General features: G+C 29.8%; 11 protein-coding genes, 1 tRNA gene and 2 pseudogenes. 12 read left to right on the top strand and 2 right to left on the bottom strand.

Annotated elements, in window-relative coordinates:
- The first annotated feature begins 69 nt into the window (after positions 1-69).
- The 7 genes from AC2D6T_RS02265 (at position 70) to AC2D6T_RS02235 (ending at position 5,539) form a co-directional block, all read left to right on the top strand.
- On the top strand, positions 70-1,095 hold the full coding sequence (locus tag AC2D6T_RS02265; protein ID WP_298948053.1) for a glutamine synthetase beta-grasp domain-containing protein: 1,026 nt from the start codon (positions 70-72) through the stop codon (positions 1,093-1,095).
- 158 nt (positions 1,096-1,253) lie between these two features.
- The gene (locus tag AC2D6T_RS02260) at positions 1,254-2,912 is read left to right on the top strand and encodes a sensor histidine kinase (protein WP_438989544.1); all 1,659 of its coding nucleotides are present in this window, start codon (positions 1,254-1,256) and stop codon (positions 2,910-2,912) included.
- Positions 2,905-3,531: a response regulator gene (locus tag AC2D6T_RS02255; RefSeq protein ID WP_484680315.1), complete on the top strand. Its 627-nt coding sequence runs from the start codon at positions 2,905-2,907 to the stop codon at positions 3,529-3,531. Before AC2D6T_RS02260 ends, AC2D6T_RS02255 begins: the two co-directional genes overlap by 8 nt.
- A gap of 124 nt (positions 3,532-3,655) precedes the next feature.
- Positions 3,656-4,024: a hypothetical protein gene (locus tag AC2D6T_RS02250; protein WP_438989546.1), complete on the top strand. Its 369-nt coding sequence runs from the start codon at positions 3,656-3,658 to the stop codon at positions 4,022-4,024.
- 298 nt (positions 4,025-4,322) lie between these two features.
- On the top strand, positions 4,323-4,874 hold the full coding sequence (locus AC2D6T_RS02245) for a 30S ribosomal protein S16 (protein ID WP_484680314.1): 552 nt from the start codon (positions 4,323-4,325) through the stop codon (positions 4,872-4,874).
- A gap of 18 nt (positions 4,875-4,892) precedes the next feature.
- On the top strand, positions 4,893-5,417 hold the full coding sequence (rimM, locus tag AC2D6T_RS02240) for a ribosome maturation factor RimM (RefSeq protein WP_484680313.1): 525 nt from the start codon (positions 4,893-4,895) through the stop codon (positions 5,415-5,417).
- Positions 5,418-5,452: 35 nt separating this feature from the next.
- A tRNA-Ser gene (locus AC2D6T_RS02235) sits at positions 5,453-5,539 on the top strand.
- A 54-nt stretch (positions 5,540-5,593) separates the two neighbouring features.
- On the opposite strand, the gene AC2D6T_RS02230 is transcribed toward AC2D6T_RS02235, so the two are convergent.
- Complete coding sequence (locus tag AC2D6T_RS02230) at positions 5,594-7,180, bottom strand: glycoside hydrolase family 16 protein (RefSeq protein WP_484680312.1); 1,587 nt, start codon at positions 7,178-7,180, stop codon at positions 5,594-5,596.
- Between the two features lie 111 nt (positions 7,181-7,291).
- On the opposite strand from AC2D6T_RS02230, the gene AC2D6T_RS02225 reads away from it, so the two are divergent.
- Positions 7,292-8,014 carry a tRNA1(Val) (adenine(37)-N6)-methyltransferase gene (locus AC2D6T_RS02225; RefSeq protein WP_298948060.1) on the top strand — a complete coding sequence of 241 codons (723 nt, stop codon included), beginning with the start codon at positions 7,292-7,294 and terminating at the stop codon, positions 8,012-8,014.
- A 36-nt stretch (positions 8,015-8,050) separates the two neighbouring features.
- Here the strand turns inward: AC2D6T_RS02225 and AC2D6T_RS02220 are convergent, their stop codons facing one another.
- Positions 8,051-9,418, bottom strand: a complete 1,368-nt coding sequence (locus AC2D6T_RS02220; protein ID WP_484680311.1) for a saccharopine dehydrogenase family protein — start codon at positions 9,416-9,418, stop codon at positions 8,051-8,053.
- Between the two features lie 73 nt (positions 9,419-9,491).
- Here AC2D6T_RS02220 and AC2D6T_RS02215 point away from each other — a divergent pair, with 73 nt between their 5' ends.
- From AC2D6T_RS02215 to AC2D6T_RS02200, 4 genes and pseudogenes are all read left to right on the top strand, one after another.
- The gene (locus AC2D6T_RS02215; RefSeq protein WP_484680310.1) at positions 9,492-9,869 is read left to right on the top strand and encodes a DUF423 domain-containing protein; all 378 of its coding nucleotides are present in this window, start codon (positions 9,492-9,494) and stop codon (positions 9,867-9,869) included.
- 96 nt (positions 9,870-9,965) lie between these two features.
- Complete coding sequence (gene pckA / locus AC2D6T_RS02210) at positions 9,966-11,576, top strand: phosphoenolpyruvate carboxykinase (ATP) (protein WP_484680309.1); 1,611 nt, start codon at positions 9,966-9,968, stop codon at positions 11,574-11,576.
- Positions 11,577-11,827: 251 nt separating this feature from the next.
- Positions 11,828-12,402: pseudogene (locus AC2D6T_RS02205) on the top strand (IS982 family transposase); the annotation flags it as partial.
- Between the two features lie 56 nt (positions 12,403-12,458).
- Positions 12,459-13,617: pseudogene (locus AC2D6T_RS02200) on the top strand (IS3 family transposase).
- The last annotated feature ends 282 nt before the right edge of the window (positions 13,618-13,899 follow it).

The raw sequence follows: 13,899 nt of genomic DNA, 5'->3' as shown, positions 1-13,899 counted from the left end.
CCTATTTTTTTTGATATGTAGCTAAAATATTTCATTTTTGTAGTGTAACATACACTCAATTATTTTATTATGGCAAAAATTAAATTAGAATACATTTGGTTAGATGGATACTTTCCAACTCAGAACATGAGAAGTAAAACCAAAGTTGAAGAACATGAAAATTTTCAAGGAACTGTAGAAGAACTAGATATGTGGTCTTTTGATGGATCATCTACTAGACAAGCATCTGGAGGTTCTTCTGACTGTTTATTAAAACCAGTTGCAATCTACCCAGACCCTGCAAGAATTAATGGTTATTTAGTAATGACAGAGGTTTTAAATGCAGATGGAACACCACATGTTTCTAATGGTAGAGCTACAATTGAAGATGAAGATAACGATTTCTGGTTCGGTTTTGAGCAAGAATACTTTATTATGGATTCTAAAACACAATTACCTTTAGGATTCCCTATTGGTGGTTATCCTGCACCACAAGGAATGTATTATTGTTCTGTTGGTGGTAAAAATACTCATGGTAGACTTTTAGTTGAAAAACATGCTGATTTATGTATTGATGCTGGTTTAAACTTTGAAGGTATTAATCAAGAAGTTGCATCTGGACAATGGGAATTTCAATTATTTGCAAAAGGAGCTAAAAAAGCGGGAGATGAAATTTGGATTGCTAGATATTTATTAGATAGATTAACTGAACAATATGGTTACTACATAGACTATCATCCAAAACCATTAGGTAAAGATATGGACTGGAATGGTTCTGGTATGCATGCAAACTTCTCTAACACAACTTTAAGAACTTGTGGTTCTAAAGAAACTTATGAGAAAATTTGTGAAGCATTTAGACCTGTAGTTAAAGAGCATATTGCTGTTTATGGTGAATTTAACGACCAACGTTTAACTGGTGATCATGAAACTGCTTCTATTAATGATTTCTCTTATGGTGTTTCAGATAGAGGTGCTTCAATCCGTATTCCAATTATTACTGTAGAAAAAGGTTGGAAAGGTTGGTTAGAAGACAGAAGACCTGCTTCTAATGGAGACCCTTACAAAATTGCTGGTAGAATTATTAAGACTGTAAAGTCTGCTAATATTAGCTAGTAAAAAGTATATATTTATTTTAAAGTCTGTTTTCTTTCTTAGAAAACAGACTTTTTTTTTGCAATCATTTTTCATTGCTATTCTATATCTTTGAGAATATATATTATTTGTTAAATTAGAAGAACTAACTTATAAAAAACGAATACAAAATTATTCTAATGAGTGTTAAAAACTGGACTTTACTAATTATAAATAGCTTGGTACTTTTAGTAGTACTTACCATTTCGTTTAGTTTTTACTCAGAATTTTCTAAAGTTTTAGACAAACGGATATTGTTACATTTAAGATCTATAAAAACCTTAAAAAAAATACAACTACAACGCCTAGTAAACAAAGAGTGGAATGCATTTACGTATGCTACTAATATTGCTAAACAGGGTGGAATAAAATTACCTGAAAACGAATTTTTAGTTGATGGTATATACGATTTAACACATTTACATCCTTCTAAAAAAACATCCATTGGTTTAGTTAAAATAAAAGATAGCGTTAGATATTTAAATATTGTTTCTTATAAAAAAATTCAACAAATTTTGCTAGAAAGAACAGGAATGGGCGCTAGTGGTGAGTCTTATTTAGTAGGAAATGATTATCGGTTACGATCACAATCTCGATTTTTTCCTAAGACAAATCCTTATGAAATCATCGTAAAAACTGAAGGCGTTATTAATGGACTTAAAAATATTAGAGGTGAAGGTTTTTTTCCAGATTACAGAGGTATAGAAGTTTACAGTGTATATAATTCTTTAAATATTGGGAATTTAAACTGGGTAATCTTATCTGAAATAGATGTAAAAGAAGTACAAATTCCGTTAAAAGAAATGCGTGATAAACTGTTAATTTTAACCTTAATTACACTTTTAGTTTCCATAACCATCTCTTTATTTCTTACCAAAATCATTACCAATCCTTTAAAAAAGATACACAATCTTATTGGGTTTATGGCGAAAGGAAATTATAACGAAAAAATTCAACTAAAAAATAGCCCAAAAGAAATTACAGAAATGAATGTTGCCTTAGCCAACTTAAGCGAGGTTATTTCTAGTGCTGTTAATTTTTCTGTAGAAATTGGTAACATGAATCTAGATAGCGAATATCAACCTAAAGGAAAAAACGATTTGCTAGGAAAAAGCTTACTTAAAATGCGTAATAAACTAAAAGCATACAGAACTTTAGAAAGCGAAATAAACAAAAGCAATAAACGTTTGCTTATTCAGAATTTAGAATCTGAAAGAAAAAGGTTAGCAAGAGAACTACATGATGGTTTAGGTCCCTTATTAACAACCTTAAAAATAAATGTACAAAACAAAATAGAAAGTAGCGAAAACAAAGACACCATCAAAAACATTATAGATACTACCATTGCAGAAATTAGACAAATGACAAATGTTTTAATGCCCACAAGTTTAGATAAATTTGGCATTGGAGCTACTTTAAATAATTATGTACAGAGTATTCAAGACTCTATTTCGTTTCCTATAAGTTTCGAGAATTTAACACAACACGAAAACTCAAACATTACTAAAGAACAAGAAATACATCTTTTTAGAATTACCCAAGAATTAATAAATAACACAATAAAACACGCCAAAGCAAGCCAAATAAAAATATCTTTAACAGAATTTGCTGATTTTTTGTCTTTATTTTACTTTGACGATGGTATTGGGTTTGATTCAGAAAAAGTTACAACTGGTTCTGGTCTTACAAACATTAAAGATCGAGTAGAAATATGTAATGGTATTTTGATTATAAATTCAAGTAAAGGAAAAACAACTTTTGAAATTGAAATGCCCATAAAAAACAATAAAAATGATTAAAATTGTTGTTACAGATGATCATAAACTATTTAGAATAGGTTTAGCAGAATTACTTAAAAAACAAAAAGATTTTAGTGTAATAGCAACATTTTCTGATGGAGAAAAGTTTTTAGATTTTTATACTAAATCTCAAGACTTTGATATTGTTTTATTAGATATTAATATGCCAAATATAGATGGTATAGAAGTGCTAACTAAATTAAGAAAAATAAAAAGCTCTGTAAAACCCATTATTATATCTATGTATGATGATGGCAACTATATTGCAAAATGTTCTAAAAATGGAGCTTACAGCTATCTTTTAAAGAATACAGATGAAGAAGAACTAATTAAAGCTATTAGAATAGTAGCAAAAGGAAAAAAATATTTTAGTTCTTTAATTGCAGAAAAAATGGTGAATTTTATGGCAACCCAAAGTGTTAGCGAAAATTTACTTTCTAACAAAGAAACAGAAGTATTACTTTTAATTAGTAAAGGACTAACTACAAAAGAAATAGCAACACAACTTTTTGTAAGCACTAGAACTATAGAAACACATCGTGCTAATATTTTAAAAAAATTAGAAGTTAAAAATACGGCTCAACTTATTAAAAAAGCTTCAGAAATAAAATTAATTTAAAATCTATATCCGTATAAATACGGATACAAAATACCAATTTTCTTATACAAACAAAACAGCTAATTGCATCGTAAATTTATAGTAGCTAAATGATAGTATTTAGTTTAACTTAAAATGTATTAGTATGAAATATTTAATATTAACTTTTGCAGCTTTACTCTCATCTACAGTTATATTTTCTCAAAATAATTCTCAAAAAACATTATTAAAAGACACCAATGAAGTAAAGGTTATAAAATTAGTTACATCTAAAAGAACTAATTTAAAAGGACCTGCTTATAAAAATTATAAACCTTGGAAAAAAAGCGAAAAAGAAGTCCAAGAAATACAACTAACAACCTCTAAAAAAAGCGAATTGGTTGGTGTAGATTATAAAAACTATAAAGTTTTAGACGAGACTGAGAATAAAAGTGTAAAGAAAATTACATTGGTAACTTCTAAAAGAAGAAAACTTACAGGACCTGCTTATAAAAACTTTAAGCCCTGGAAATAAAATTTTAATAAGTGATTGTTTATCAATTTTAAACCTTCGTAAAACTTTTGTTTTATGGAGGTTTTTTTTATAATATAATATTACACCATTTGCTTTTTTAATTTTCAAATTTTTACGGTTGAAAATGCTCGGGATTTTTTCTTTTCTAAATAGATCAAATTGCGTTTTTGAATACATTAAAAAATATTGAAAATTAGTCTTTTAGATTCAAAAAGGTTTTGTATTTTTGCGCGCACTTACTACGTGATAGTAAGATTTTTAATAACCAAGGTCGAGAACCTTAAAAAATTAATAAATTATGTCTGTAAAAATCAGATTACAAAGACACGGAAAAAAAGGCAAGCCATTTTATTGGATTGTTGCTGCTGATGCACGTGCAAAAAGAGATGGACGTTACTTAGAAAAAATAGGTACGTACAACCCAAATGTAAACCCTGCAGAAATTAACTTAGATGTTGATGGCGCTGTAAAATGGTTACAAAATGGTGCACAACCAACTGATACTGCAAAAAACATTTTATCTTACAAAGGTGCTATGTTGAAGAATCATTTAGTAGGTGGTGTGCGTAAAGGTGCTTTAACTGAAGAGCAAGCTGAAGAGAAATTTAAAGCTTGGTTAGAAGAAAAAGCAGCTAAAATTGCTGATAAAGAAGCTGGTTTATCTAAAGCAGAATCAGAAGCAAAAGCAAAAGCTTTAGCTGCTGAAAAAGCGGTAAACGAAGCAAGAATAGAAGCAGCAAAACCTGTTGTAGAAGAAGTTGAAGAGGCTAGTGAAGAAGTTGAAGCAGCTGCTGAAACTACTGAAGAAGCTACAGAAGAAGAAGCTACAGAAGAAAAAGCAGCAGAATAAATTGTAATTTTTACGAACATGCGTAAAGAAGATTGTTTTTATTTAGGCAAAATCGTAACAAAATATAGTTTTAAGGGTGAAGTTGTTATCAAATTAGATACAGATGAACCTGAGTTGTATAAAAATATGGAATCAGTTTATGTCGAATTTGGCAGTAATCTGGTTCCATTTTTTATTGAAAAAAGTTCTTTACATAAAGGAAATCAGTTACGTGTACAGTTTGAAGATGTTTATTCAGAAGAAGAAGCGGATTCAATTTTAAAATGTGGTATTTATTTACCACTCGATTTATTACCGAAGTTAGAAGGAGATAAGTTTTACTTTCATGAAGTTATTGGTTTTAAAATAATTGATGCTATTTTTGGTGAAGTTGGAGAAATTGTACATATAAACGATAAAGCAGCACAACCACTTTTTGAAATTGATAGAAAAGGAAAAGAAATTTTTATACCTATGATAGACGATTTTATAAAAGAGGTAGATAGAACCAAAAAACAAATACACGTAGAAACTCCTGAGGGTTTAATTGATTTGTATTTGTAACAATTTTAAGTTTCTAAAAAAAAACTGCGACACAAAGAGAGGTGTCTGAGTGGTCGAAAGAGCTACCCTGGAAAGGTAGTATATGGGTAACTGTATCGAGGGTTCGAATCCCTTCCTCTCTGCAAAAAAATATTAATTTTAATAAACCTACAAATATAATGTTTGTAGGTTTTTTTTTATTCTACAATTAGTTTTTTGACAGCTGTTTTATTGTTTGAAGATATTTTTAAAAGATATAATCCTTTTGGTAAATTTTCAATATTAATTTCACTATTGGCTATGTTTTTTTGAGAATATACTTTTTGACCAATAGAATTAAATAGTATTATTTCATCAATTTTTTCTGTAGTCTTTATCTTAAAGAACCCAGAAGCTGGATTAGGATACAGAGAAAAATTACTGCTAAAATTTTTATCAATGCTTGCAGTATTGGTGTTTTGATAAATTCTTACATAATCTACAAGCATGCTACTTTCTGTAAAACTTGGACTTACGGCTCCAGAGATACCTCCCATTGCAAAATTAATCAACAAAAATTGAGGATCATCAAAAGGCCAACCATCGTCTACACCATCAGAGTTTACATCTGTAAAATTTTCAGGTTTTTTGTAGATATAATGTACTTCATCATCTACTAAAAAAGTAATTTGGTTTGGAGACCAGTTCATCGAAAACACATGATAGGTATTTGTAACATCTGTTAAAGGTTTTGCTTTAGTATTTACAGTACCTCCATAACTTGAAGTTGTATGCAGTGCACTAGAAATAGTATTTGTTGCGTGTAAACCATGTTCCATAATATCTATTTCACCACAATGTGGCCAAGCTGTTGTGCCAAAACCTTGTGTTTGCCAATACGCACCTGTTTCGCTAATATTTTTTCCTAAGGTCCATATTGCAGGAAAAGTTCCTTCTCCTTCTGGTAGTTTTGCTTTTACATCAACTCTACCATAAGTAAATGCAAATTTTGAGTTTAATCTTGCTGAAGTAAAATCTCTAGAAACTCCATTTTGTATGATGGTTTCTCTTTTAGCCACAATATGTAAGTTGTCAGCTGTAACAAATGAGTTTTCGATCCTATTTGTGTAGTGTTGTATTTCTCCATTTGCCCATCCACCATTTACAATTCCTATGGTTTGATGATGCCATTTATTGGTGTTTAATGTATTTTCATCAAATTCATCAGACCATACTAGATCACTATAAACAACATCTAGCTCATTTGGATTTGTAGGTGTAGATCCATCAGAAATACCTTCTAACAAATAGGTTCCAGCAGTTGTATCACCTAAATCTATAAAGATCACCAATTTGCTATATTTACCAGATGCATTGGTAGTGCCATTGGTATCTGAAAATATGGCATTAGAAAAATCGAACGTAAGGTTTTGCCAATTTGTTGCATTTCCACTTGCAATAGTTTGTGTTACTTCTACATCTGCATTGGTTCCATTTTCTAATTTTAATGTGATAGTATGTTGATTCGGGTCATAAGCATAAAATGACAGAGTAATTTCTTTTTGATTTGTTAGATCTATATCTCTATTTAAATCGATATAAAAGCCTTGAATAGCAGCTGAACCATTATTATGAAATTGACCTACTTTATTAGAAGAATTTGTAGGGTCATTAAATGTAGCAAAACTTGAACCCGAAAATCCTGAAAAAACATGATTGCTATTTTCGAAATCTATAGGCATCTGTTGTGAAAACGATACAAAGGTTACTAAAAGTGAAAAGGCTAAGAGATAAAAATGTTTCATAAATTAGTTTTTGTAAAAATAGCTACAAGATTTTTTTTTTAGCATTAAATTACCAATACAAAAACCATACATTATGTTAAAAACCCTAATTTTTCGTTGTATTTTTGACAGATGACAAAGCTATTTCAATTTAAAGAGTTTTCTGTAAATCAAGATAAAACAGCTATGAAAATAGGAACAGATGGGGTTTTATTAGGTGCTTGGTGTGCTCTACATAATTATCCAGAAACAATTTTAGATGTTGGTTGCGGCACAGGAGTTATTGCTTTAATGTTGGCACAACGTTCTAATGCTATGTCAATTGATGCTGTTGAGGTTGATGAAAATGCTTATGAACAGACTGTTGAAAATTTTGAAAATTCAGATTGGGGAGATCGTTTATATTGTTATCATGCTTCGTTTTCTGAATTTGCGAATGAAATTGCAGAAGAGGAGGAAAGTTATGATGTAATTGTTTCGAATCCGCCTTTTTATACAGACGATTTTGAAACCGAAGATAACGCAAGAAATAAAGCACGATTTACCTCTTCTTTATCTTTTGAAGAATTGTTAAAAGGTGTTTCTACTATTTTGTCCGAAAACGGAATTTTCTCAACCATTATTCCTTTTAAAGAAGAGGCTAATTTTATTGATTTGGCTAAAAAATACAATTTGCAAGTACATAGAGTTTGCAGAGTTCAGGGCAATCCAAATTCAGATATAAAAAGAAGCCTGTTAACATTTTCTATGCATTCATCAGAAATTATTGAAGAACATTTAATTATTGAAACAGCTCGTCATCAATATACAGAAGAATACATTAACTTAACCAAAGATTTTTATTTAAAAATGTAAAAAAAATCTAATTATTTATAGAAGTTTTATAGAAAACTAACCAATTACATGATTGGGATTATACCCTAGATAGGGAACTTTTTTCTCAATGAATTCAATTCCGTGATTTTTCAATTCCTTTAAAATGGGTTGGTACACTTCTTTAGCAATTGGAATTTGTACTCCTGGTTTTGTAATCTCCCCATTTAAAATTTTTAAAGTAGCTATGGCTAAAGGTAAACCTACAGTTTTTGACATGGCTGTGTAATTTTGATTTTCTCCTAAAACAATTAAGCTACTTTCAATTTGTTCTTTTTTACCCTCTTTTTCATAACCAAATAAGTGTTGCATCACAATCATATCTTTATCATTTTCTTGTAAAGTCCAAGAATCTTCTAAAATTTTCTGTAGTATTTTGGCAGGAGTTGCATTTTTAATTCCAATTTTTTTATTCGGATTAAAAAGGTCTAACTCTAATAGTTTTTCCCACATCACATCATCTTGATCTATCTTTAGATAAGAGCGTAACTTTAGTTCTACAGAGTCAGAAGGAGAATATGCTAAAAATAGATTTACAAAATCACGATAACTCATGTTTTCTGAGTTTTCAATGCTATAAGAATCGTCTGTCATGCCTAGTTGTACAAAAATATTCCAAGCTCTAGAGAAACCAACACGTCTAATAGTGCCTCTATACATGGTGGGTATGTTTTTTAAACCATAGGTTTCTCTGTATTTTAAAGAATCTCTATTTTCATACGCTTCAAATTTTTGATTGTTGATTTTTAAAAACTCAGTTCTTCTAAACAATTTATGATAAGGAATGTATTTATACGTACCTTCTTGTATAAACATTGCGGCACCGCCTTGTCCTGCAAGTACCACATTTCTTGGATTCCATGTAAATTTATAGTTCCATAAATTAGTGTCGCTTTCTGGTGCTACCAAGCCACCTGTAAAAGATTCAAAAAGTAACATTTTGCCACCTTTATTTCTAATTTTATCAATTACTTGCATAGCACTCATATGGTCTAAACCTGGGTCTACACCTATTTCATTCATAAAAACTAATTCTTTTGCTTTTACTTGTTTATCAAGTGCTTTCATTGCGGGAGAAACATAAGAAGCAGTTACTAAATTTTTACCATATTTCAAGCAATCTTTGGCAACTTCAATATGAAATCTTGCTGGTAGCATAGAAACCACAATAGTTGCATTTTTAATTGCATTTTCTCGTTGATTTTTATCAAAAACATCAAAAATAATTGCCTTTGCATTTTTATGATTATTGATGAGTTTTGTTGCGTTTTCTATGGAAATATCACCAATAGTTAAGTGTAATTTCTCCTCATTAGACTTTTCTAATAAATATTTTATTACATACGAACTAGATTTTCCTGCACCAATAATTAAAATGTTTTTCATATAATAAATAATGTATTTTTGTAAGGATACTAAGATAAATCATTTGTTTAATATTTAACAAAAACTCAATAAAATGTTTAAAAATTTAGTTATTACTTCTTTTTTAGGGATGCTTGCCATAATTTTAGGTGCATTTGGGGCACATGCTTTAAAGGAATCACTTACTGCAGAAGCTTTGGCTAGTTTTAATACAGCTATACGTTACCAAATATATCACGTAATTGTGTTGCTATTTATAAATACTTTTGATGGTTTTTCTTTAAAACAAAAAAATAGAATTAGCATATTGTTTTTCTGTGGTATTTTTCTTTTTTCAGGCTCCATTTATACCATACAATTAACATCAATTACTGCAAAATCAATTTGGTTTGTAACACCTCTTGGTGGACTCTTTTTTATTGCAGGTTGGTTTTTAATGATTATTATATTTTTAAATAAATTAAAAAAATAATAATGATTTCGTAAAAATATGGTTGATTTTATAGGTGTATTAAAATATTGTTTAATTTTGTAACGTATTTATAGAAACATAACTAAAAATATACAAATGATACATTCAAATACGAAATCGATTTCGCTAGAGAATTTAGGAATCAAAAATGCGACTATTCGTTACCAATTATCTTCCAACGATTTACATGAAGAAACTTTAGAAAAAAAACAAGGAATGCAATCTTCTTTGGGGGCAATTGCCGTAAATACTGGCGAGTTTACAGGACGATCTCCAAAAGATCGATTTATTGTTAAAGATGTCATTACACAAGATGAAATTTGGTGGAGTGACATTAACTTACCTTTTGATGCAGATAAATTTGACTTATTGTATGATAAAGTAACCAATTATCTATCTGAAAAAGAATTGTTTGTTAGAGATAGTTATGCTTGTGCAGATAAAAATTATAAATTAAATATTCGGGTGGTTACAGAATATCCTTGGAGCAATATGTTTGCTTACAATATGTTTTTAAGACCCACACAAGAAGAATTGCAAGGCTTTTCTCCAGAATGGACTGTAATAAACGCACCTGGTTTTATGGCAGACCCAGTAGTTGATGGTACTCGTCAGCATAATTTTGCAATTTTAAATTTTACAAAAAAAATAGCCTTAATAGGTGGTACAGGTTACACTGGCGAAATTAAAAAAGGAATTTTTTCTGCTTTAAATTTTATACTTCCTATTTATAAAAAGACATTACCAATGCATTGCTCTGCAAACGTTGGTAAAGATGGAGATACCGCCATTTTCTTTGGTTTGTCGGGTACCGGTAAAACCACACTTTCTACAGATCCAAATAGAAGTTTAATTGGTGATGATGAGCATGGTTGGACTGCAGAAAATACCGTCTTTAATTTTGAAGGGGGTTGTTATGCCAAAGTGATTAATTTATCTAAAAAGCAAGAACCAGAAATATTTGCAGCCATTAAAAAAGGAGCGATTTTAGAAAATGTAATCATAGATGAGAATGGAGAAGTAGATTTTACAGACACTTCTATTACTCAAAATACTAGAGTTAGTTATCCAATTTATCATATAGATAATATACAACAACCTTCTATAGGTAAAAACCCAAAAAATATTTTCTTTTTAACTGCGGATGCTTTTGGTGTATTGCCTCCAATATCTAAGCTAACACCAGCTCAAGCTGCTTATCATTTTATATCTGGTTATACCGCAAAAGTTGCAGGTACAGAGGCTGGTGTAACAGAACCTGTGCCAAGTTTTTCTGCATGTTTTGGAGCGCCTTTTATGCCATTACATCCTACAAGATATGCAGAAATGCTAAGTGCAAAAATGAAAGAAGCTGGTGTAAATGTTTGGTTGGTAAATACAGGTTGGTCTGGGGGGCAATATGGAGTTGGAAGAAGAATGCCTTTAAAATATACAAGAGCTATGATAACTGCTGTTTTAAATGGAGATTTGTCTGATTATACTTACGAAAATTACCATATACATTCTGTTTTTGGAGTAGCTCAACCAAGATTTTGTCCTGGTGTTCCAACAGAATTATTAAGTCCGAGGTCTACTTGGAATGATGATGATCCGTATTACAAAACAGCTTTTAAATTATCGAATGCATTTAGAATGAACTTTAAACAATTTGAAGAATTTGCTAGTGAGGAAATTAGAAGAGGTGGTCCTCAAAGATATGCCCACTAATTTTTTTATTTAAATCAGAAACACCTCATTTTTATGAGGTGTTTTTTAATAGCGATACGGCTTATATTTATTAGTATCATTTTTATTGATACAAAAGAAAAATTTAAAAACCTACTTACTTCTATAAACTTAGTAGTCTAAAAAAACTTGTTTTTTTGATATATATACCCGTTGTGCATTATGATTTAAGAAAAAAAAGTTGCTCATATTACTGAAAATCAGTAAATTGATTTAACCACAAATCATTAAATATGAACAACTTAAATGCAAATTACGAAAGAATTTTGGAAGTATTAAGAAAAATATCAAAAGAACAGCTTTTAAGTTATCAAAGGCGTCAACCAAAATTTAGTGATTTAGAACTTATTAGTTTGAGTTTAACTGCTGAATTTATGGGAATTGATAGTGAAAATGACTTGTTTAGAAAACTTCCAAAACATATTTTATCAAAAATTGAACGCAGTGTTTACAATAGAAGACGAAGAAGACTCACTAATTCGCTGAATGATATTCGATTAAAATTAGCATCAGCTTTCAATGAGTTTAAAATTATTTTGTTGTAGATAGTATGCCTTTAGAAGTTTGTAAATTATCAAGGAGTTCCCGTTCAAAAATCTGTAAATAAGATACTTATGCGTTTCCAGACAAGGGTTATTGTGCTGCGCAATGTTCTAATTATTATGGTTATAAGCTACACGCTGTTTGCTCTGTAAATGGTGTTTTTCAAAGTATAGAATTGAGCCCAGCTTCGGTACATGATATCAATTATCTAAAAGACATTAAACTGCAAATAAGTGATTGTACATTAATTGGTGATAGAGGTTACTTTGGAATGTCTAGTTTTGTTGGTACGATTTTAAGTGAATAACTTAACTTAGCAATATGGGTAAAATAGTTTATGATCAAAGTTTTAAAAAGACCTTAGTAGAATTATTAAATTCTGGTAAATCTGTAAAAGACCTTACAAAAGAGTTTGGTATTAGTCAAGCTTCCATTCATCGGTGGAATAAAGAATTTAACACTACAACTTCAAAACAAAACAATCAATCTGAAGTACTTAAAATAAAGTCTTTAGAAAAAGAATTAAAGGATGTAAAATTAGAGCGTGATATATTAAAAAAGGCGGTAAGCATCTTTCCAAGAGCGACAAGTAATATACCAGTTTATTAAACTTAACACTGGTTTATTTCCTGTTGAAAAGATGTGTAAATGTATGAGAGTTAGTAAAAACAGTTATTATACCTGGTTGCGGTCTGGTCAATATAAGCGACAGAAAAGCTCCATATCTCTCTTAAAATCAAGAATTACTACTATTTTTAATCAAAGTAAACAAATATATGGTAGTTTACGTATTCAAAAATCGTTAGAACCCGAAGGGCTAGTTTATTCAAGATCTTACATTGCTTTAATTATGAAAGAACTGGGTTTAAGAAGTGTACTAAGTAAAAAGTTTAGAGTTTGTACAACAGATTCAAATCATACTTTTGCCTTGGCAGATAATGTATTAAATAGAGACTTTACAAGTACGCAATTAGGTGAAAAATGGGTTTCTGATATTACATATATAAAAGTTAGCAATCAATGGAATTACCTTACAACGGTTTTAGATTTAGCAGATAGAAAAATAGTGTCATGGGCATTAACTGAAGATATGAGTACTGAAAATACCGTTTATAAAGTCTGGTTACAAGCAAGAAAAAATAGAACTATAACTAATAATCATATTTTTCATTCTGATAGAGGCGTACAATATGCATCCAATAAAATGACAAGCGTTTTAAAGGCAAGTAAGAAAATAACGCAAAGTATGAGTAGAAAAGCAAACTGCTGGGACAATGCTGTTGTCGAGAGTTTCTTTAAAACAATAAAATCTGAATGCACAAACAGATATTCTTTTAAATTCTTTTTAGAAGCATATCAAGTTATTGACCAGTATATTAAATGGTACAATTATAAAAGACTTCATTCTTCTTTAGGTTATAAGTCACCTCTAGAAATGGAAATGGAATTAATAACGAAAAACAATAAAAATGTAGCTTAAAAATTAGTACCAAATTTATTAGGTAGTCCACACTGCAAATATGGCTGCTAGATTGATATATTTTATAGTTTTAAATACATAAAAAAACCTTTTAGAAAATTCTAAAAGGTTTTTTTAATAGTTTTTAACTGCGCTAAAAGAGTCATTTATTTTATTAACCTGAGTTCGATTAATATTTAGATAGATTTTATTAGTAAAGAAGATAGATTTTTAGTAAATTAAGGCTCTGAATATCAATTTATTAATCTAAAAATCTATCTATGATAATCTACTCTAAAATTA

The organism is Polaribacter sp. YIW18 (genome assembly GCF_057219325.1).
This window is presented reverse-complemented; position numbering and strand designations above follow the sequence as displayed.